The 20289-nt window shown below is 50.0% G+C and carries 21 protein-coding genes; 12 read left to right on the top strand and 9 right to left on the bottom strand.

The window, feature by feature from the left end; translation table 11 throughout:
- Positions 1-76: 76 nt before the first annotated feature.
- The 11 genes from flhA (at position 77) to VGK02_05505 (ending at position 9783) form a co-directional block, all read left to right on the top strand.
- The gene (flhA, locus tag VGK02_05555) at positions 77-2149 is read left to right on the top strand and encodes a flagellar biosynthesis protein FlhA (protein ID HEY3374511.1); all 2073 of its coding nucleotides are present in this window, start codon (positions 77-79) and stop codon (positions 2147-2149) included.
- Positions 2146-3291 (top strand): flagellar biosynthesis protein FlhF, encoded by a 1146-nt coding sequence (gene flhF / locus VGK02_05550; GenBank protein ID HEY3374510.1) that lies wholly within the window; start codon positions 2146-2148, stop codon positions 3289-3291. Before flhA ends, flhF begins: the two co-directional genes overlap by 4 nt.
- The gene (locus VGK02_05545; GenBank protein HEY3374509.1) at positions 3284-4576 is read left to right on the top strand and encodes a MinD/ParA family protein; all 1293 of its coding nucleotides are present in this window, start codon (positions 3284-3286) and stop codon (positions 4574-4576) included. Before flhF ends, VGK02_05545 begins: the two co-directional genes overlap by 8 nt.
- 11 nt (positions 4577-4587) lie before the next feature.
- Positions 4588-5268 (top strand): PilZ domain-containing protein, encoded by a 681-nt coding sequence (locus VGK02_05540; GenBank protein ID HEY3374508.1) that lies wholly within the window; start codon positions 4588-4590, stop codon positions 5266-5268.
- Positions 5268-5690, top strand: coding sequence for a hypothetical protein (locus VGK02_05535; GenBank protein HEY3374507.1), 423 nt, complete (start codon positions 5268-5270; stop codon positions 5688-5690). The genes VGK02_05540 and VGK02_05535 overlap by 1 nt, the downstream gene beginning before the upstream one ends.
- 22 nt (positions 5691-5712) lie before the next feature.
- Positions 5713-6492: a FliA/WhiG family RNA polymerase sigma factor gene (locus VGK02_05530; protein HEY3374506.1), complete on the top strand. Its 780-nt coding sequence runs from the start codon at positions 5713-5715 to the stop codon at positions 6490-6492.
- 107 nt (positions 6493-6599) lie between these two features.
- Entirely contained in the window at positions 6600-7286 is a 687-nt protein-coding gene (locus VGK02_05525; GenBank protein ID HEY3374505.1) for a PilZ domain-containing protein, read from the top strand.
- Positions 7287-7385: 99 nt separating this feature from the next.
- Positions 7386-7712, top strand: a complete 327-nt coding sequence (locus VGK02_05520; GenBank protein HEY3374504.1) for a hypothetical protein — start codon at positions 7386-7388, stop codon at positions 7710-7712.
- Positions 7713-7729: 17 nt separating this feature from the next.
- Complete coding sequence (locus VGK02_05515) at positions 7730-8290, top strand: hypothetical protein (protein ID HEY3374503.1); 561 nt, start codon at positions 7730-7732, stop codon at positions 8288-8290.
- Between the two features lie 575 nt (positions 8291-8865).
- Positions 8866-9354, top strand: coding sequence for a hypothetical protein (locus VGK02_05510; GenBank protein ID HEY3374502.1), 489 nt, complete (start codon positions 8866-8868; stop codon positions 9352-9354).
- A 198-nt stretch (positions 9355-9552) separates the two neighbouring features.
- Positions 9553-9783: a hypothetical protein gene (locus VGK02_05505; GenBank protein HEY3374501.1), complete on the top strand. Its 231-nt coding sequence runs from the start codon at positions 9553-9555 to the stop codon at positions 9781-9783.
- Between the two features lie 266 nt (positions 9784-10049).
- Here VGK02_05505 and VGK02_05500 read toward each other — a convergent pair whose 3' ends face one another.
- Positions 10050-10694, bottom strand: coding sequence for a hypothetical protein (locus tag VGK02_05500; protein ID HEY3374500.1), 645 nt, complete (start codon positions 10692-10694; stop codon positions 10050-10052).
- 353 nt (positions 10695-11047) lie between these two features.
- Here VGK02_05500 and VGK02_05495 point away from each other — a divergent pair, with 353 nt between their 5' ends.
- Complete coding sequence (locus tag VGK02_05495) at positions 11048-11857, top strand: EF-hand domain-containing protein (GenBank protein ID HEY3374499.1); 810 nt, start codon at positions 11048-11050, stop codon at positions 11855-11857.
- A gap of 81 nt (positions 11858-11938) precedes the next feature.
- Here VGK02_05495 and VGK02_05490 read toward each other — a convergent pair whose 3' ends face one another.
- The 8 genes from VGK02_05490 to VGK02_05455 all read right to left on the bottom strand — a co-directional run bounded on the left by VGK02_05490 (position 11939) and on the right by VGK02_05455 (position 20171).
- Positions 11939-12661, bottom strand: coding sequence for a response regulator transcription factor (locus tag VGK02_05490; protein HEY3374498.1), 723 nt, complete (start codon positions 12659-12661; stop codon positions 11939-11941).
- Positions 12662-12885: 224 nt separating this feature from the next.
- Positions 12886-13416 (bottom strand): hypothetical protein, encoded by a 531-nt coding sequence (locus VGK02_05485; GenBank protein ID HEY3374497.1) that lies wholly within the window; start codon positions 13414-13416, stop codon positions 12886-12888.
- Positions 13417-13451: 35 nt separating this feature from the next.
- Positions 13452-14678: an ABC transporter permease gene (locus VGK02_05480; protein ID HEY3374496.1), complete on the bottom strand. Its 1227-nt coding sequence runs from the start codon at positions 14676-14678 to the stop codon at positions 13452-13454.
- Entirely contained in the window at positions 14665-15453 is a 789-nt protein-coding gene (locus VGK02_05475) for an ABC transporter ATP-binding protein (GenBank protein ID HEY3374495.1), read from the bottom strand. The genes VGK02_05480 and VGK02_05475 overlap by 14 nt, the downstream gene beginning before the upstream one ends.
- The gene (locus tag VGK02_05470) at positions 15443-17422 is read right to left on the bottom strand and encodes an HlyD family efflux transporter periplasmic adaptor subunit (GenBank protein HEY3374494.1); all 1980 of its coding nucleotides are present in this window, start codon (positions 17420-17422) and stop codon (positions 15443-15445) included. The genes VGK02_05475 and VGK02_05470 overlap by 11 nt, the downstream gene beginning before the upstream one ends.
- Positions 17423-17713: 291 nt before the next feature.
- Positions 17714-18304, bottom strand: a complete 591-nt coding sequence (locus VGK02_05465) for a hypothetical protein (GenBank protein HEY3374493.1) — start codon at positions 18302-18304, stop codon at positions 17714-17716.
- Between the two features lie 109 nt (positions 18305-18413).
- Entirely contained in the window at positions 18414-19199 is a 786-nt protein-coding gene (locus tag VGK02_05460) for a HAMP domain-containing sensor histidine kinase (protein HEY3374492.1), read from the bottom strand.
- Between the two features lie 291 nt (positions 19200-19490).
- Positions 19491-20171 carry a response regulator transcription factor gene (locus VGK02_05455; GenBank protein ID HEY3374491.1) on the bottom strand — a complete coding sequence of 227 codons (681 nt, stop codon included), beginning with the start codon at positions 20169-20171 and terminating at the stop codon, positions 19491-19493.
- Between the last annotated feature and the right edge of the window lie 118 nt (positions 20172-20289).

The following is a 20289-nucleotide window of genomic DNA, read 5'->3' as shown; positions in this document are numbered from 1 at the left end:
GGATATTTAACCGCAAATGATATAGAATAAACGGATAGTCGGAGTAGTATCCAAACGCTTATATCCTGGAATATATATGGCAACTAACGAAGCAGCAAACGCATCATTTATGTCACAACTGAGCCGGTACAACGACGCGATGCTCGCCCTGATTATTGGGCTGGTTGTGGTGCTTCTTATCGTTCAGATTCCCGGTCCTATCCTCGACTCGCTGCTTGTTTTTAACTTTATCCTAGCGATAATAGTGCTCTTGGTAACCATGTATAACCACGAGCCGATCCAGTTCTCGATGTTCCCTACCCTGCTGCTCATTATGACGCTCTTACGGGCAGGTCTTTATATATCTACAACTAGAGCGATTCTCTCCATCGGAAACGCCGGTAGCGTGGTTAGCGCCTTCGGCTCGATTATGATCGGGGATAATTTCGTCGTCGGTATTATTATCTTTATTATACTTTCAGTCATACAGTTCATCGTTATCACTTCCGGTACAACGCGTATCTCGGAAGTCACCGCTCGTTTTACTTTGGATGCGATGCCGGGTAAGCAGATGGCGATTGATTCCGACCTAAACGCCGGTCTCATAACCGAAGAGCAGGCGCGCGAGCGCCGCAAGAAAGTCCAAAAAGAAGCCGATTTCTACGGCGCTATGGACGGTGCGTCGAAGTACGTCAAGGGCGATGCGATTGCGAGTATTATCATTGCGATCGTCAACTTGGTCGGCGGTTTTATCGTCGGTGCGACGCAGCAGGGGCTCGACCTTATGACATCACTGCAAACGTTCGGCCAAATCGCCATCGGTGCCGGCCTTGTTATACAGGTTCCGACAATTCTTATGTCGACGGCATCAGGCGTTATCGTCACGCGAGTCGCCTCAGATACGAACATGGGCGAGGATATCTCCAAGCAGCTTCTGAACCAGCCCCGTGCGCTCGCAATCGCGGGGATTCTCGTTACGCTGTTCGGTTTTGTCCCCGGGATGCCAAAATTTCCGTTTTTAGCTATGGGAGCCCTTGCGGGAGTTGCCGCGTACTACATCGGGCAAGCGGCGAAAAAGACGGCTGCGTTGGAAGCGCTGGCTCCGGTTGAAGAAAAGGCGGCCGCCCCCGAGAACCTTGTCGACATGCTGCAGGTCGATCCGATGGAACTTGAAATTGGTTACGGCCTCATCCCGCTTGTCGATCCCGACCAGGGCGGCGAGATACTCGACCGCATAACGCTCATGCGCCGCCAGATCGCGATGGAGTTGGGCTACGTTGTGCCGCCGATTCGTATCCGTGATAACATTCAGCTGCCATCTAGCGAATACCGGGTCAAGATTAAAGGTGTCGATATCGCCAAGTCAGAGATCCACCTGGCGCAAATCCTTGCCATCGATGCCGGGCTAACCACCGACACGATACCCGGCTCCGCAACGCGAGAGCCGGCGTTCGGGCTTCCGGCGGTCTGGGTTTTCCCGGACCAGCGAGAGCAAGCTGAGATTATGGGATATACGGTCGTCGATCCAACATCGGCCTTGATTACACACCTTTCAGAGATAACCAAGAAATATGCGCACGAACTTATCAGCAGGCAAGACGTGCAGCAAGTTCTTGAGAGCGTCAAGCAAAATTACCCGGTCGTTGTGGAGGAACTCGTACCGAGCACGCTCACCGTCGGCGAGCTGCAGCAGGTTCTGCAAAATCTCTTATCCGAGCGTGTCTCGATCAGAGACATGGTTACCATTCTTGAAGCGCTCGGCGACGCAGCACGCTCGACGCGCAATATCGATATCTTAACCGAGCACGCCCGTCAGGCAGTCGGCAGAAATATTTGCAGGCAGCATCAATTTGGTGAAGGTTCACTTTCCGTTATTACCGTCGATCCACTGATCGAGAAAGAGATTGCGGACGCCGTCGAATATACCGAGCAAGGTATTCTTATTTCGCTTGATCCTACAACTACACAGCGTGTTGTTGACGGTGTTTCAAAGGCGCTTGAAGGCGCTCTGTCATTAGGGATAAATCCGATTTTGTTGTGTTCGGCAAATATTCGACGCCCCTTACGAAAAATAGCAGAGAGGAAGCTGCCCGATTTGGCGGTTTTATCTTACAATGAAGTGGCACCCGAATTTGAACTCCAATCTGTTGGGATGGTGAACCTGGCGTGAGAATCAAACGTTATGAAGCCTCAAGCATGGAAGAAGCAATATCAAAGGTAAAATCAGATCTGGGTCCAGAGGCTATTATTTTACACACCCGGAAACTCGATCGCACCTGGCCCGTAAATATGTTTAAACGCGGATCGGTTGAGATAACCGCCGCTCTCGATGTAAATCTAATGGATGCGGCCCGGGAACAGCTTCCTGTTTCCGTCGAGCCGGGCGACGAAGTGCCCGAGATGGTGGGTGAAGCAATCGATGAGCGCTTTGATCAAATACAGAGCGAGATCGAAGAAATAAAATCTATCGTAAAGACAATCGCCAGCCAACTGACCGATCCGCTTTTCCAGGAAGTGCCCGCTTGCTTCCTGGATGTCTACGAAAAGCTGCTGCACGCAAAAGTTGAGGATGAGCTTGCAAAGAAGCTTATGAAAGCCATTCAGAGCCAGCTCACCACATCCGAGCTCGCAACGCCGGAGAAGCTGCGGGAGAAGCTGGTCAGCGAAATCGCACGGCACATCCCCGTTTGCCCTCCCCTTCATCTTGAGAGCGGCAAACGCAAGGTAATAGCGCTTATCGGACCGACCGGTGCCGGCAAAACCACGACGCTTGCAAAACTTGCGGCGCGCTATTGCTTGTACGAAGGTAAAAGCGCCGTGTTTCTAACCGCCGATACATACCGCATTGCCGCGGTAGACCAGCTGAAAACTTACGCGGAAATTATCGGGGCGCCTATTGAAATTGTCTTTAACAACCAGGACGCACGCGAAGCGCTCGCACGCCATGAGGATAAAGACCTTGTGCTGATTGATACCGCCGGGCGAAGCCCGCTTAACGAATCGCAAATGGGCGAGCTTGCCGCCCTTATGAACGTTTGCAATCCAGACGAGATCCACTTGGTTTTGAGTATCACAACTAAGCTTTCCGACCAGGTAAATGCCATTAAGCGGTTCTCGGTCGTACCGATTAGCAAACTTATCTTTACCAAACTTGACGAATCGAATTCACCCGGGACAATGCTTAACATTGTTAGTAAAACGAAGCTCCCGATCTCATATGTCGCAATAGGACAGAACGTACCGGAAGATATAAAAGTTGCCGAACCATATAAGGTTGCAAATCTAATGCTAGGGGTGCCGTTAGATGAATGATCAAGCTAAAAAGCTTCGTGAATTAGCACAACGAATACGAGAAGAACGCGACCGGATTAACTTAATCATTGATCCGATGGCGCGACGGCCTGAGGTCGAGCCAATCGAACTTAACATCCCTGATATAAAAGAGCTGGGCGGCTACCCATCAACCGAGCCGGAACCGCCTGCTGAGAAAATAGTTGGACCCAATCAGCCAATCGAAAACATTGCTGAGACGCAGCCTGCGGTATCGACCGGCGCGACCGAGCCGACCGCTCGCACGCGACCGGAGCTGCAGGTTAACATACAGCGAATCAATACCCCAATTCAACCGGCGAGCCCGGCAGCTGCCATCGCCCCGGCATTTGAGCCGGAAACAGTGCCTGTACCGAAACTGCAACCCGAGCCGGAGCCTGAAAACAGCTTATCCCATACTATGCCAAAGAGCACGTCGAGTACCCTGTCACCCACCGCATACGGGGGCAAAGCGCTGTCACCCACCCGGGTCATTGCGGTTAGCAGCGGCAAAGGCGGCGTGGGAAAATCAAATCTGGTCGCCAACCTCGGCATTGCACTTGCAATGCGCGGCAGGAAAACGCTTATCCTTGACGCTGATTTAGGTCTTGCTAATATAGACGTCATCTTCGGCATAAACCCGAAGTTTAATTTGAAACACCTGGTCGACGGCGAAAAATCGCTGAGTGAGATTGTGATTAACGGACCGCATTCCTTGAAAATCGTGCCCGGCGGCTCAGGTATGCCGGAGCTTGCCGACATGGGTAAAGAGCGGCAACAGAATCTCATCGATAGCTTTGTCGAGCTCGAACGAGACTCCGATATAACGCTGATTGATACCGGCGCCGGCATATCCAACGATGTAATTTCGTTTATCCTTGCGGCACGTGAAGCCATTATTATCACGACACCCGAACCGACCGCAATTACCGATGCATATGGGTTAATAAAAGTCCTAACGCAGCGAGATATGGATGTCGATATAAAACTCGTAGTCAACATGACTTCAACAGAAAAAGAGGGCCGGGATATCGCCGATCGCATCGTTATGGCAGCAAAGCAATTCCTGAACAAGCGGGTCGAGACATTGGGTTACATCGTCTCCGATATCGCTGTAAACTCGGCGGTGCGAAAACAACAACCGTTTATCCTTGAATTCCCCGGCGCACGCGCATCGAAGTGCATTAGACAAATCGCGGCGACGCTGGATCAAACATTACTCAAGGATGCGCAAGCTGGAGGGCATAACGGATTTCGTGGATTCCTCTCAAGATTGTTTGAAAGATAGGTGGCACATCCATGCGAGAATCAAAGGTTTTAAAGCCGGGGCTTTTTGCCATGGTCGAAGTAAAGCCGAATGAGAACTGGCCGTTTGTGATCGGATCGGTCTCCGACAAGGCAGATAGCATAACGTGCGAATTGTTAGTAGACGAACCTCGGCCGATCAATGTTAAAGTCGGAGATGAGCTTACGCTCGTCTGCTCAACCGAAGTAGGCGTCTACCGGTTCCCAACAAAAATAACGGCAATCGAGACAGACCCGATACGACTTACCCTCGCCCCCCAGCGCGATGGTGCAACCCATATACAGCGCCGTGAGTTCTTTAGGCTCTCACGCCCGCTGGTCCGTGCGTCTTACCGACCGCTTCTCGGGCCTGAGGATATTTTCCACAGCGAGCTTAAGGAAGCCCCCGTAAAAGACCTGAGCGGTAACGGCATCTCATTTATTATATCTATCAACGAAGAGCTGGCTGCGGGTATGCCGCTTCGTACCGAGATCGAGCTTGCCGGCGGCCGGATAGTAAACTTGGTTGGCGAGGTTGTCAGGTGTTTAACCAACGAGCCGGTTATGGGCAAAAGCCTGCTGTGCGTACATTTTTCATTAATTGAAGAGTGCGACCGCGACCGCATTATCGGACAACTATTCAGGGAGCAGCTCGACCGGGCAGGAAGAAGGCGCCGGCTCTCCAGGAGAAACTAATGAGACGCGAAACGGTCAATCAAACAACAGTCGCATTTAGCTTTGTTATTAGTGCAATATCTTCTGCGATAGCTATTGGGACCGGCGGGGATATCTTTACTGTCATGATTAATCGTTTCTTGGTAGTCTTTGCGATGAGCGCCGGGCTGATATGGCTTACGCTTACGGCAGTAAATTCGGTCGTTATCGGCGCAGCGCGAGCGCATGTGAACGAGCTCAGAGAAGAACTAGCGCAGGAAGAAGCGCAGAAATTTCTCGCTCGGGCCAAAGAAGAAGCATCTAAGGGATCAAATCTTGATATAACATCGGTAGATGATATATCTCTTGATTTCGGCCAGCAGGATGACACCGATATGCCGGCCGTAAAAGAATTCGAGCCGTTTAGACCTATGCGGCTCGGGTCAGACGAAATGATGCAGTAACAATCATAATAAGAGATGAACCATGGTGACAATGAGAACTGCAGTAACAACACCGAATAAATGGGTACTCTACAAAGTATACAATGATGCGCAAGCACGTGAGAACCTTATACTCGAGAACGTCTCGCTCGTCAAATACGTTGCCGAGCGCGTAAAAGATACTCTTCCCTCGGAAATCGACAAAGAAGACCTCGTAAGTTACGGCATATTCGGCCTTATTGACGCAATCGAAAAATTCGACCATAACCGCGGGCTCAAGTTTGAAACATATGCGATCCCACGGATCAGAGGGGCGATCGTCGACGGGTTGCGTGCGGTAGATACAGCCTCCCGTTCCATGCGCCAGAAAGCCAAGCAACTCGGCAAAGCGTATGTAGCCGTTGAAAAACGTGTCGGTAGAGCGGCAACTGATAATGAAGTGGCCCAAGAGCTCGGCATGAATACTGCGTCGTATAATGCAATGATCTCACAAGTAAGCAGGCTCTCGGTCCTCTACCTCGATGAAATCGTTTCACATGACGGCGAGCCGGGTGCTACGTTGGGAGAACGCGTAGAAGACAAAAATTCATTTAACCCGTCCGATCTCATGGAGATTAACGAAGTCCGAGATTCACTTATCCAGGGCATCGAATCGTTAAGCGAACAAGAACGTCTTGTAATCTCGCTTTACTATTATGAAGACCTCACGCTGAAGGAAACCAGCCAAGTCATGGGCCTTTCTGAATCTCGTATCGCCCAGATACGAGTCAAGGCTGTCCTAAAGCTTCGCGGTAAACTCTCACATCTTTCTATTGATTTCTAAATACAATTTAATAAAATATATAATTCATCCGTAGGTATAAGCCGATACTCTCCATATAGCTATGATTAACTGACACATAGGGGTAACCAAGCGTGCATGGAGAGACAATGCTATCTCAGGCTTTTGATTTCATCAAATCCGGCCAGCTCATCTACATTGAGGATGCGAGAGGCAGTTCGTGGCCATATGGTATAAGCAACGTGTTGAGCCGTGAACTTGTCTTATGCCAGGCCCTGGGCAGAAAATCCACACCCCTATACGCCGATGACGAGAATATCATCACTATCATTATCCCTACTGACAATGGAGCGCACCTCGTTCGCTCTAAGATCGAGGAAAGCGATGATACAAATTCCCGCCTGCTGCTACGTCCACTCAGCCTAGCAAAACACGTCCAACGGCGGCGCTATTTTAGACTTGAGAAACCCGTTATCAGCGCTTACTATCAATTGATAGCACGCGACCAGGACGAACTCGACGCCCTCCCCGTTGAAGCGATGGTGTGGGATCTAAGCGGAAGCGGCATGGGTATGATAGTGCGAAGCCCAAAAACCCCCTATCTTGGTGGAGACCTCAAGCTCATCATACAATTGCCTGAGGAACAAGAGGCAACTGAGATCGTCGGTGAGATCGTACGCGTGATGCCTCGCAGCATTATTAAGAGCGAATATTTGTTGGGCGTGAACTTTACTAAAATAAAAGAACGCGACCGCGACAAAATAGTCAAGTACATAACGCAAGAGCAGCTCACTTTGCTAAAGCCTAAACCGAGTACCCGTACCGCTCAACGATAGTTTTTTTGCTGGATGAGCGGCTACAACCATGGTATAATTTTTTATTGGATCGGATAGTAAACGGGCGCTGGCACTCTGCTCATTAAAGAGATGGTGTAAATGTCAATCCGACCAACAGATCTTCAGATTATTGTTCAAAAAACACAGGAAGTTGAGCGAATAAGCCAAGCTCAGCAGCAGCAACCACGAATCCAGCAAGAACAGGTTGCCGAAAAGCTGCATCAGAAGCACGAGATGGATAAGAAGCAAATTAATACTGCACCACACACCGATGAGGTGCAGATTCATGATAAGGAACGAGACGGCAGACAGTCCCAGGAGCACCACACAAAACATGAGGGGTCTGGTGCTGGTACTGAACACGATAAAGAACATAGCACGCACAGCACTTTAGAACCTGAACACTTCATCGATATTAAGATCTAGTTGAGGAGCCAGCACGTATGGGATTTGAATTCGTCGCAGTATTTTTAACAATCGCAGTATTCGGAATCCCCTTCCTAGCCTGGACGTTTCTCCGGCGTCTCTCCAATGAAGATAAGCAACTGCAGAACGCCGAAGAATTAAAAGCCCTCGAAAACTCCCTCAGCCTCATGATAAAAGAACTACAAGACTCGGTCGATAAGGCGCTTGGCGATATGGGGGAAGCCGCCGACGGCCTCAACCAAATAATTGAGAAAGCAGACGATCGCTTGCGGCAACTTGAGTACTATTACGAATACGGCGATGAATTGCGGCCGCTCGTCCAACCGGTACAACCCCAAGTATCACAAACAGCACAGACATCGCAGCCAACCGAGCACCAGGCACCTGCGGTTGAACCGGGTTTGCGCCACAGAGAAGTACACGAGCTGAGCCGCAAAGGGTGGAGCGCGACACAAATCGCAAAGCATACCGGTATGAGCGCCGATGAAGTGCAGCTTATCATCAACCTTATGGAGATAAGTACGATGGGCTCAAACCGCGAACTCCAACCTCAGCAACCCCGCCATACTATAATGTAATTGCCCGCAGCGTGCGCCAGATGTTTTGATCGGCGCTTCCCGTCACTTTAAGCCGTTGGCATTTTTGCCAACCGGTAACCGCCGCCCTCGTTTTAGGGCCGAAAATGCCGTCGACTACAAGGTGGTGGCCTTGTGCATTTAGAAGCTGCTGCAGATCAGCGACTGTGAACCCGGTTGTCCAAATGCTACATCGTCATAGCTGTTTAGCCTGCGTACAGCTTCTCCAGTAATGCTATTTGCCAAGCGGATACCTATGTAGACAATGTTGTCTTGTACCCATGCAGGTTCGATGATAACTGCACCTCTTTTATGAGGATCGTCTTTATATGAGAAGGTGCCAAATATCCGTTTGAGCTCTTTCCGAGTGAGCACCATGCTTAACTACCCCATTAACATGAATACCTTAACTGCGCTATCCTGCATTACAACCTATTATATAGCAAAAGATTATAGATACAGCGAGCGCAAGTGTATTAGAAATACGCTATGCTGTAAGGCAGTATTAGAAAGCTATGTTTTATTCTACAAGGTAGGGGTACAATAAAACAAAAGGTCTGAGTGGAGGTGTCATTATCGTGAAAAACTTTGTGAACTGGCTAACAAGTAATGACAACACGGGGCTCGCCAAGCTCCCCTGGATCATAGTTATATGCCTGTTTTTGGCTTGTACCTACCTATTCTGGCACCAGGTGCGTGCAGAACATGCACAACAACAAAGTATTGAAGCGCTGCAAACCCAGCTTGCAGCTCAGGCCCAGCTCATTCATAAGCTCAACATAGAGGTTTCAGATCAGGCTAACCGGATGCCAACAACTATCAATATGAAAGATCTGGACTACCGGTTCAGGACATTGCAAGCTCGAATCGATGACGCCAAATCAACAGCCCAAACTACGCGCATAGAGTCCTCCGGTGCGCAGTCAGACCTTGCAACACGACTGTCAGCACTAGAAGATGCCCGCATTAATAAGCAGCCCTCCCCTAACGATATTTCGGCTTTAGATGGCCGGTTGAGCTCATTAGAAGATCAAATCGCGATATTGAAGCAGCTCGTTAGCCAGTAACGGTATGAATGTTACGCAGAGTGCTCGACGAGGTTAGCATCTCGCCTTCTGTCCTTCGTGCTCATAATCGCTCTTATCGATTTTTGCGGTCTTGATTTAATAGGTCTCAACAGTCTTCCCTGTTTACCGATACAATTCCTAACGAGCAATATTTGTTGATCTACTACTAACGGCTATTACCCTAAGGGAGGCAACAAAATGAGCGAGAGAATTGCGGCACTGACAGCAAAGGATCTAAAAGAATCAGAAGCGCTTTTAGAGAAAGTACACGAACTCAGTAGCGCTTGGAACGAGAAGAGCTCCGATACGGCGATCGACAATACGGGGCTCAATCAGCATATGGCCGACTACGCTGAGGCCGTGGACAAAGTTTACGAAAAACTCAGCAACAACGTAAAGAAGATCGCTTCATCACAGCCCAAGGTGTAGGACCAGCCGCTTCTTGCGTATTACAACCAAGAATTTAGGCAATAAGAAAGGCCAGGGAAACCGATTGTTAGTTTGTTTGGTTTGAATATCCCCGGCCTTACTTATCTCAACACAGTTGCTAGTATAATATGGGAACAACTGTCAGAACATACCCACGCCCGTATATTTGCAGAAAAATATTTAAGATATTTAGAGACCGCACGTCAGGGCAGTAAATAAGTGTGCAAAGAAAGTGTAGTCAAAAGCTAAATCTTTAAAGAAGCTCTCTAGAACCTTATCTTACCGTTGTTTTGGTATTCCGCCAGCGTTCTTACTCGCCGGTACAGTGAGAGAAGTATCTTTAATGTAATTAACGGATTCCCCGTTTTCTCGTGGATATGCTGGATATCTTCAAAACCCATCAGCTTGCTCATTTGGGCGACGGATTGATTAATATACTCCAGGTGCTGCGCTTCCAACTCGAGTTCCTTTTTCTCAACTTCGATTCTCAGCAGTTTGCGCTGCTGCAGCCCGGTATATACTTCGTTATATATAGAATTAGCCTCACGGATAGTGGCGGCGATTGTCTTTACCAGCCGCTGTACTAGTAGCGCGATGCCGATAATCAAGCTCAGCTCAATCCATCCGGGGGATGCATATTTCAACGACAGCACTTGCGGCCGTTGCTGCTTCGGTAATATGTATTTGAGTTTGCCGTAGAAATGAGCCGCGCTGTAGCCGCCGCGCCATGGAAAGTTCGAGAAAGTGGCTTCTATTCTTCCCTGCGTCGATTCATCCTTATGTGCTAGAAACGAGTAGAACAGAACATACACTTGTTCATAGTTTCTTGGGAAGACGTATAAGTCTTCAAGATTCCATTCGCCACCAATTGGGATTTTATAGCTTTCTTCCTTGAAGATGATGGTTTCCATTAGTTTACATATCCTTTAACAATGCAACAGACTTAGCACAAGCTAATGCGAGCACTCGCAAGAATGCATGAGCGATTAACTGTGCCGATGTATCCTACCTAAGCATTATATCACGAACATGTGTTCGAATTACAGGTTCTCACGGGTTTTATGAGTGCTTCCCCTCTATGCTCTTAAGCAGCACTAACCCGCCGCGTGTTACTTCAAAACCGATTTTTCAGAGTAGGTTAACAATGCCACCGAACCTTTACAAATCTTTACCTGCGGTTAACACGGTTTCATCAAGTAAGAGTCGATACTATAACTCGAGCAGCCAATATACTGAAGCAGTCAGGCATAAGAAAAGGAGGTTGATGATGGTAAGTTCAATAAGCGGTATGGGGCATTTCAATGCATCATCCCTTGCCCAGGTAAAAGAAAAGATGTTCAACATGATCGATACAAACGGCGATGGTAAGGTTGACAAGAGCGAGATGCAAAAGCTATTGGCCAACGCCCCCAAGGGCAGTTCTAGCGTTGAAGATATCTTTAGCGCAGTGGATTCGGACCAAGACGGAACCATTAGTAAAGATGAATTCGGTAAGGCGCTATCCGAACTCGGCAAACAGATGAGCGGATCAGGACCAAGCACGATGATGCAGCAGATGGGTGCGATGGGCGGCTTTAATCTTGGAATCGATCAAAGTTCCGCGACCGATATGAAAGAGCAAATATTCAACATGATCGATACTAACGGCGACGGCAAAATCAGCAAGGACGAAATGAGCCAAATGCAAGCCAACGCTCCTGCAGGCAGGCCAAGCGCTGATGAGATGTTCAGCAAAATCGATACGAATCAGGACGGTAGCATTAGCAAAGCTGAATCAGACACGTTTATAGACAAGATGGCCAAGCACGGAGGGCCCGGTGGACCGGGTGGTCCAGGTGGCGCTGGTTCAGTTAAGAACAGCCAAGAAGATACGCTAAAAGCCCTTCTTGACGCACTTAGCAAAGATGATGAAGATGGTTCATCTGCTTCGTCCAGCACGAGTACCAGCAGTTCTAAAACGGATATTAAGGCCATATTTGATATGGCGATCAGCAGTTACATGAAGGCAAGCACGGCAAGCTACAGCCAGGAGGCTAGCAACGAGTCCTCTCTGGCCTGGTCATGGTCTGCGTAGTAGAAATTGGTTTCTGTCTGGCGATAGCTCGGAGATTGGTTATTGCAGCAAGAGAATTACAGAGGAGATAGGTGTCTAAAATCACCTATCTCCTCTTGTTCGGGGGGTAAGAGCATACAAATAGCCTACGCCTCTAATCGTCTTAATTCGTTCGAGCCCCGCCATATCGTTGCCGAGCTTCTTGCGGAGCTTGCACACGTGAACGTCGATACTGCGGTCGTACGGGGTCAGACAACGGCCGAGCACAACCTGAATGAGGTTTTCGCGCGTGACGAGCTCACCGGCATTCCTAAGCATGTTTTCCAGCAAGTTGAATTCTGCTGCCGTGAGTTCCACCTGCTGGCCAGAACAACAAACTACGCGGGTACCAAGGTCCATTTCCACATCGCCGACCTGCAGCCTCTTCTTGGAGCTAAAGAACGGCTCGCCGTCTTCCCTATCCGGTTTAACTCTGCGTAACACCGCACGGATGCGTGCCAGCAGCTCCCGGGGATTAAAGGGTTTTGATAAACAATCATCCGCCCCGAGCTCGAGACCGATAATCCGGTCCACATCGTCACCGCGAGCCGTAAGTATCACTATCGGCGTTGCAACCCTGCCGCGTAGTTGGCGCAGTGCGTCAAAACCGTTGCTCTCTGGAACCTTTACATCGAGCACGATCAGGTCGCAATCTTCTCCGACGGCATGTTCGATCCCCGACAGCCCATTATTGGCAATATTGACTTCGAAGCCTTCCGGCGACAGGTATTCTTTGAGCAGTTCACATGATTCGTTATCGTCATTAATAACGAGAATTTTCTGCATGATATCACCTATTCCCGCGCAATTTCCCTCATCTATGTGTCGCCAATCTCGACGAATTTTGTACAAACCGGCATTTACGGCTCGCTTCCGTTGGGCATTTTATACACATACCTCCCTATCTTACTGCATTACGTAAAGTTGGATAGCTTGCAACAGCATGGGGTAAGTTGCTGCAAGCCATCCTATTAGGGGGCACGTCAACTAGTCATTATCTTTGCTAGCGATTACTGCTGTACATTGCCGCTTGAATTGCTATTATTACCGCCGGCATTACCACTGCCACCGCCACTATTATTGCCGTTGGCACCGGGACTTCTGTTCCCGAACATGCCTGCAGGCCTGCCCAGCTGAATCATAGACGCGGTTACGCTACCGTCCGAGTTGGTCGTGCCGAATGCCGTGACCTGCTCGCCTTCCCTGATCTCGCTCGCTTTGACCGTCGTGAATTTGCCGATCGATGCTTTCGATGAAAGCATCACTATCTTGGTGCTTCCGTCGGTAAGTTTGACGGTAATACTGCTGCTGTCTTTGGATACGACCTGGCCTGATACCGGGGCACCTTGACGCTGGCCATTACCGTTCTGCCCTTGTCCCTGGCTTGTGCCGCCTCCCGGTATGCCGCCCGGGCCGCCGAATCCACCTTGCGCAAACGATGGCGTCTGCGCTTTCTGGTATTGCATGCCGCCGTAAAAGCCGCCGCCGCCTGCCAGGATGACGAGCACGACCGCTACTACAATTCCCTTTGCGTTACTCATTACCGTACCTCCTACAAATAATTGCTTTTAGATATTTATTCGAACCGCAGCGCTTCTATCGGTGATAGCTTCGCGGCTTTTTGTGCGGGGTATATGCCGAATGCGATGCCGATCGCGGCCGAGACACCGATCGCCAACAAGATCGAAGAGAGTGACACAACAAACGGGAGACTCGGTACGATCTTGGTTACGGCGTACGCAATTCCGACGCCGAGCAGCATTCCTAAGACGCCGCCTGAGAGCGTCAGTAGAACCGATTCACTGAGGAATTGCGTGACTATATCGCTATCGGTCGCCCCGAGGGATTTGCGCAAGCCTATCTCGCGAGTGCGCTCAATAACGGTGATAAGCATGATATTCATAATACCGATACCACCGACCAAAAGTGAAATCATTGCCACGCCCTGGAGCAGCGTTGTGAACGTACCGGTAACCGATGTCGCGGCACCCATAATATCTTGTTGCGACATGATGCTAAAATCAGCGTTCGACGGGTCGGAGATTTTGTGACGTGCAAGCAAGAAATAGCCGACTTCGTTTTGCGCTTGCGTCATCTGCTCTTGGCTTTTCGCTTCTACGGCAATCGATCCGAGGTAATCCATGCCGAAAACGATCTTCTGAGCGGTAGTAAGCGGTATAAAAATCATATCGTCCGGGCTGGAAAAACCGCTACCGCCTTTTGCCACGCTAACACCGATGACAGTGAACGTCGCTCCGTTGATTCGAATTGTCTGCCCAACCGCGTTTGCAGCGTCGGCAAAGAGGTCTTGTGCGGCTGTAGGGCCCAGCACGGCGACCTTAGCCATGCTTGTTACTTCGTTGTCGGTAAAAAATCGCCCTGAACCGACCGTGAGCTTATGCACCTCTGTGTATGCCGGTGTCGAGCCCATGATCGTGGTGTTTGTGTTGTTTCTGCCGGCAACGACCTGGCTTCTCTGATTAAGTTCCGGCGAGACATTTGCCACCGTCGTCACCTGCGATGAAGTCATAATCGCTTCGGCGTCTTTTAGGGTTAGAGTGGTTCCGCCTCCCGTAGCGCCTCGCACGCCGCCACTATTTTGCGCACCCGGCCTGACGGTTAGCAGATTTGATCCGAGCGTCTGTATCTGGGACTGGATTGAGAGTTGGCTCGATTGTCCTAAAGACACCAGGGCGATAACCGCGCCGATGCCGATGACGATGCCCAGAGTGGCCAGCGCAGTTCGCATCTTATTGAGCCGTAAGGCCTCGATAGCGGTTGCTATCGTTTCAAATAGTTCCATGAGCATCTTCCCTTATAGTGTTTTTATTGAGACCAACGTAGCGTTGGAGATGATGATTATCGTCTGAGAAAACTTTGCCATCCTGGATAAAAATGACGCGCTCCGCGTGCTCGGCAATACTCGGCTCGTGCGTGATCATAATAATCGTATGCCCCTTAGCGTGCAGATTATGGAATATTTCCATAATCTCTTCTCCCTGGGCTGACGCAAGATTTCCGGTCGGCTCGTCGGCAAGAATAATTGCCGGGTCCATGGCGAGTGAGCGGGCTATCGCCACGCGCTGCTGCTGGCCGCCGGAGAGCTGGTTTGAAGTGTGCTCCATCCTGTCGCCGAGCCCCACCATCTCAAGAAGCTCTGTTGTCCGGCGCGTGCGTTCCTCTTTCGGCATACGCGCGTACGCCATCGGGACCATCACGTTTTTCATCGCAGTTGTGCGGGCGAGCAGGTTATATGATTGAAAAACGAAGCCTATGCTCTGGTTTCGGATGTGCGCAAGCTCGATACCCGAGAGTTTGCCCACATCTTTGCCGTCAAGAATGTAGGTGCCCGAGGTGGGTTTGTCGAGCGCGCCCAGGATGTGCATGAGCGTCGATTTTCCGCTTCCCGAAGGGCCCATGATGGCTACAAATTCACCGGGTCGTACGTCGAACGTGATATCGGCGAGCGCAACGGTTTCCACCAACTCGGTTTTATACACTTTGGTGATGTGTTCTAGGCTGATGATCGAATCGCCCTGATCGGGAACTCGTTGTGCTGCTTGGGCGCTAAAAGCCACCGGGACCACCACCGGGAGGGCCGCCCATGCCGCCGCCTAACGCACCCGAGCTGCTACCACTGCGATTTGTACTACTGCCACTGCTGTTACTGCCGCCGCCGCTACTTCTGTTTCCAAAGCTGCCGCTAAACGGTGACGAGCCGCTGGAGCTGCTTGCCGCCTGGGTGGCGGTGCTTATGGTCGCGGTGACGATGGTTTGTCCTTCGGTTAAGCCCGATGCAACTTCAATTTGGCTGTCGGAAGAGATGCCGGTTTCAACCGTTACATCCTGCGTTTTATTGTTCTTGAGTACCTGAACGGTCGATGCTCCGTTCGATGTTTTAACCGCCCCGACCGGAACAAGCAACACGTTGTCTTTGGTCTCGGTAATAATGTTGGCGCTTGCTGCCATATTGGGCAGGATGTTTTCATCCAAGGTGTCGAACACGATTGAGACCGGGTAGTTGGTAACGCCGGAACTGACCGAGCCGCTGCGGTTGATGCCGAGCACCTTGCCGGTAAATGTTTTATCCGTAAAGGCATCGAGCGTGAGCGTGACCTTCTGGCCGACTTTTACCTTACTAATGTCGATCTCGGTCAAATTAACCGATGCTATCGGATTGCTGTCGATGGAAAGATGTGCGACCGTCTGGCCTCCCGAACTCGATGAACCCGAGCTGCTACTCGAACTGCTTCCGCTCGACGATCCTTGACCTGAGCTGCTACTCGACGAGCCGCTGCTACTGCTTGATGAGCTTGAGGAAATCACCATGCCTTCCGTAACCATGAGATCGCTGATCTTGCCATCTGCCGGAGCTACGACCATGCCGAGCGTAGCCTGGTATGTTTCGAGTGCCGAGCTGAGATCGGCTTGCGCCTTAAGCAAAGCGGTGTTGCTGCTCTTTGCCTTTTGTTTGGCGATAGGGCCGCTATAAGATGCCGATGCTATATCGGCACCCGCACTATTGAATTTCTGCTGGGCGAGCGTGAGCGCGGTTTGCGCGACCTCCAAAGCATAAAGCTTCTGCTTTTTGTCCGATTCGCTATTCGATGGGTCTTGCACATCTTTATATGCGGCCTGCGCCTGGATTAACGCCGCTTCAGCTTGCTGTATATCGCGTTGCAGCTGGAGCTTGCTTTGCTCGGTGCTCGATGTGTCGCCTGCGGCTGCGTCGTCATATTTCTGCTGTGCAAGTGATAGCGCTGTTTGGGCTGCCTGAAGCGCGTAAAACTTTGACTGTAGCTCTTCTGTGGTTGTCTGGGTAGCATCAGACGCTTGGTCGTATGCATTTTGCGCTTGCATGAGAGCCGACTGCGTTTGCTGTAAACCCTGTTGCAGCTGCAGCAGGTTCTGGCTGTTTGTCTTGGCAGCGTTGGAATCTGAATCATTATATTTCAGCTGCGCGAGCGCCAGTGCGGTTTGTGCCGATTCAAGGCTGAGAAGTTTTTGCTGCTTATCGGATTCGCTGGTTGAGGAATCTTGCGCCTTATTCCAAGAGGTTTGCGCCGATTCGAGCTGCGCTTGCGCTTGTTGAATGCTTTGAAGCGACTGGAGTTTGTTCTGATTGGCGGCGGTGACATCATTGCCCGAGGTGCTCGCATCTTTCTTAGCTTGCAGTTGGTTCCCGACTGCGCTTTCTACCGCGCTTTTTGCGGCCAGGTATGAAGACCACGCCTGGGCTTTTGTCTTGCGCCCATTCGAATCGAGCTTTATCTCGAGGATTTTATCTCCGGCTTTGACCATATCGCCGTCTTTTACATACACCGCTTTGACGACGCCCGTCGCCTGCGTTGTCAGAGGGATATCATTAGCCGAAGAGACCTGCCCCGATGCGCTAATCGAGGAGATAATCATCCCTTTCTCGACCGTAGAAGTTTGATACTGAGTCTGATCCTTTTTCCCGAGCGAAGTAATTGCCCAAATAGCGAGAATCAGAACAGGAATCGCGGTAAAGGCCAGAACCCGTTTCCTAGATCGTAGTACACGCAAAAAAGCACCCATATGTTATTCTCTACCTTCTTTTCTAGAATAGTTTTGCATCCTAAATCTATTATTGGTGCCAGACCTGAGAAACATCTTAGAAAAAAGGGGTTGCTTTGAAGGTTTTAGGAAATATTGCTGAAAGGGCGGTAAATTGATGTCAAGAATAGGTTCTTGCAACGAGTACTTTCAAAGTATTATTGTGCTTCGATAATGTTGGTGCTGTTAAAAATGCAATACGGGTGGCGTAAAGCCACCCGTATTGCTTCTTTTACCGTATTCGCCTGTTTCCTAACCTGTCTAGTTGCTTGCGCTGCCAGAACTACCGGCGGTAGTTGAATCTGGAGCGCTCGGTGGTATGCCGCCCCAACCGGGGGATCCGCCGGGGCCGCCTTTACCGCCCGGGCCACCCGGGCCATGGCCGAATCCTCCACGACCGCCGCCCGGTCCTCCGAACTGTAATAGGTACATCTTCTGATCGAGGCCGTTCTTTTTTGCCCACGCTTGTAACTCTGTACGCAGGCTGTCCATCTTGGTCTTTCGCTCTTCTTGCGAAAGGTCTTTAAGTGCGTCGAATGCTGTTTTCATTTCGTCCATCTTCTTCAAGATGGTTTCTTTCTGTGCTTCGGTTATTGTTCCGTCTTTAACAGCTTGGGCCAAGCGTTCCTTATACTGCGTTCCCCGCTGCGCCTCCATTGCAGTTCTTTCATCGTCGAATACTCTATTTACTTTTACCGGATCAAGGTTAAATGCTTTAGCCAATTTTGTGACTATTGATGGATACTTGGATGTGCTTGTCGTAGTAGCCGCAAAAACGCTATAACTGCCTACCAGAAGTAAACAAACCGCGGCCGCGGCCACCACCAATGTTCTAAACCGTATCTTGGGCACTAGTTGCCACCTCCTTTCCAAAAGTAATTGTTATCTAAGTCTTATTATCTGCAGCAAAGCTGAGAGAAGGCTTAAGAAAGGGGGTGATCTAGAAACTATTTATAGTTTCTTATGAGAAGACGTGCGGAAGGGTTACGGTGAACGTCGTGCCTTCGTCTGGGGTGCTCGTTACGGCAACGTTTCCGTGATGAAGATCGATTATGTCTTTGGCAATAGAGAGGCCGAGACCATAGCCGGTAGCACCGGTCTTGGTTCGAGCGGTATCTACTCGGTAGAATCTGTTGAAGATATGCGGTAAATCATCGGCAAATATACCGATGCCAAAATCCTGGATGCTGATAACCGCTTTATTCTTAAGCGTGTGAGCGCTCATAATCACTTTACTATTCTCCAGGCCATACTTGATAGCGTTATCCAGGAAGATGACGAACATGCGCGTTAACGGCTCTTTGTCGGCATGAAGAACGATACTGCTATTAATGCTGCTTTCCAATTCAATATTTCTTGCTTGCGCCATCGGCCGGACTCTCTCTAACGCATCTTCAAATACTTCAGCTAAATCAACGTTCGCTACATTAAGTTTATATGTTGCGGCTTCATACTTACCTAAGGTAAGCAAATTATCCGCCAGTAGCTGCAATTTGCCGATTTCCTCCAGATTGCTCTCCAACACTTCTTTTGCATCGGCGGGATCAAGCTTGTTGCAGAGGAGCGCGACTTCCGTCTCGGTCCGCATAGCCGTCAATGGCGTGCGCAGTTCGTGAGAGGCGTCGCTGACGAATCGTTTCTGCTCATCCAACATCTCTTCAATCGGCTTGAGGGTTCGCCCGGACAGTAAATAGCCCGCCAAACCGGCAAGGCCTAGGATGCCCAGGTTTAGCACGCCAAGCTGCATCGCTACTCTTTGCTTTTGCTCAGCAAATAGTTGCTCGTTAAAACCGGGCGGGGGCGGCGGGAAAGGTCCGGCAAATAATGAATTGGGAACCGGTCGTGGCGGAGGTGTGGATCCGTGGGGCAGCTGCAAGTGCAACCGGCCGGCGTTGTCTTGCATCGCTGCACGGTATAAACCTCTTCTGATTTCAAATGTTGACGAATGGTATACCGCTAAGCTTAATACAATGCTTATCAGCATGATGGTTAAGAGGTACCAAGCGGTCAACTTAATGCGAGCTGAGCGAAACATCTATTAAGCGTCACTTCCAATTCTATAGCCGAATCCACGCACAGTGTGTATGAGTGAGGGCTTATCGCTAAACGGCTTGTCGATCTTACTGCGCAAATAGCCGATATAGACCTCGACATTGTTGGGAAGTATATCGGCATCATAATCCCATACATGACTGATGATCTGGTCTTTAGTGAGTATGCGATTTTTATTATGAAGCAAATACTCAAGAAGGGCGAATTCTTTCCTTGAAAGTTCGATGCGCTCCCCTGCCCGCGTAACGTCATAGGTCAGCGTATCCAGCGCCAGGTCATCTATTGAGAGTACGGAGCCGAGGCTTTCTTTGGGCCGTCTCGTTAACGCTTTAATCCGGGCGAGCAGCTCTATAAAAGCGAAGGGTTTAACCAGATAATCATCCGCCCCGGCGTTTAACCCGTCGACTTTGTCGTGAAGTTTGCCTTTCGCGGTAAGCATCAGGATCGGGGTATGAATGCGGCACTCGCGTAGCTGCTTGCATACCTCAATCCCGTCCATTTTCGGCAACATCAAATCAAGGACGATGACATCGTAGTCTTCGCTCGAGGCCATGTAAAAACCGGACTCACCGTCATAGGCGACGTCAACCGCGTAGACTTCGTGCTCGAGACCTTTTTTGATCGAATTTGCAATTTTGTGCTCATCTTCTACTACTAAGATTCTCATTTGCTTGCATTATATCAACATAAAGCTGAGAAGTAACTGAGAAAACAGCGAGACAGATAAAAAAAGCAGCCGTCAATTCGTAGATTGACGGCTGCCAGACCAACGCTTCCACATCTAA

Source organism: Candidatus Aquicultor sp. (assembly GCA_036504445.1).
GTDB lineage: Bacteria > Actinomycetota > Aquicultoria > Aquicultorales > Aquicultoraceae > DASXVE01.
The sequence above is the reverse complement of the archived record's forward strand: the minus strand, read 5'-3'. Positions and strand labels throughout refer to the sequence as shown.

Excerpts from the sequence above, each read along its gene's own strand:
- VGK02_05490 (HEY3374498.1), bottom strand. The coding sequence starts at position 12,661 with ATGCAGAAAATTCTCGTTATTAATGACGATAACGAATCATGTGAACTG.
- VGK02_05535 (HEY3374507.1), top strand. The coding sequence starts at position 5,268 with ATGAGACGCGAAACGGTCAATCAAACAACAGTCGCATTTAGCTTTGTT.
- VGK02_05495 (HEY3374499.1), top strand. The coding sequence starts at position 11,048 with ATGATGGTAAGTTCAATAAGCGGTATGGGGCATTTCAATGCATCATCC.
- VGK02_05500 (HEY3374500.1), bottom strand. The coding sequence starts at position 10,694 with ATGGAAACCATCATCTTCAAGGAAGAAAGCTATAAAATCCCAATTGGT.
- VGK02_05480 (HEY3374496.1), bottom strand. The coding sequence starts at position 14,678 with ATGGAACTATTTGAAACGATAGCAACCGCTATCGAGGCCTTACGGCTC.
- VGK02_05505 (HEY3374501.1), top strand. The coding sequence starts at position 9,553 with ATGAGCGAGAGAATTGCGGCACTGACAGCAAAGGATCTAAAAGAATCA.
- VGK02_05540 (HEY3374508.1), top strand. The coding sequence starts at position 4,588 with ATGCGAGAATCAAAGGTTTTAAAGCCGGGGCTTTTTGCCATGGTCGAA.
- VGK02_05455 (HEY3374491.1), bottom strand. The coding sequence starts at position 20,171 with ATGAGAATCTTAGTAGTAGAAGATGAGCACAAAATTGCAAATTCGATC.
- VGK02_05485 (HEY3374497.1), bottom strand. The coding sequence starts at position 13,416 with ATGAGTAACGCAAAGGGAATTGTAGTAGCGGTCGTGCTCGTCATCCTG.
- VGK02_05545 (HEY3374509.1), top strand. The coding sequence starts at position 3,284 with ATGAATGATCAAGCTAAAAAGCTTCGTGAATTAGCACAACGAATACGA.
- VGK02_05525 (HEY3374505.1), top strand. The coding sequence starts at position 6,600 with ATGCTATCTCAGGCTTTTGATTTCATCAAATCCGGCCAGCTCATCTAC.
- VGK02_05530 (HEY3374506.1), top strand. The coding sequence starts at position 5,713 with ATGGTGACAATGAGAACTGCAGTAACAACACCGAATAAATGGGTACTC.
- VGK02_05520 (HEY3374504.1), top strand. The coding sequence starts at position 7,386 with ATGTCAATCCGACCAACAGATCTTCAGATTATTGTTCAAAAAACACAG.
- VGK02_05460 (HEY3374492.1), bottom strand. The coding sequence starts at position 19,199 with ATGCAGCTTGGCGTGCTAAACCTGGGCATCCTAGGCCTTGCCGGTTTG.
- flhA (HEY3374511.1), top strand. The coding sequence starts at position 77 with ATGGCAACTAACGAAGCAGCAAACGCATCATTTATGTCACAACTGAGC.
- VGK02_05515 (HEY3374503.1), top strand. The coding sequence starts at position 7,730 with ATGGGATTTGAATTCGTCGCAGTATTTTTAACAATCGCAGTATTCGGA.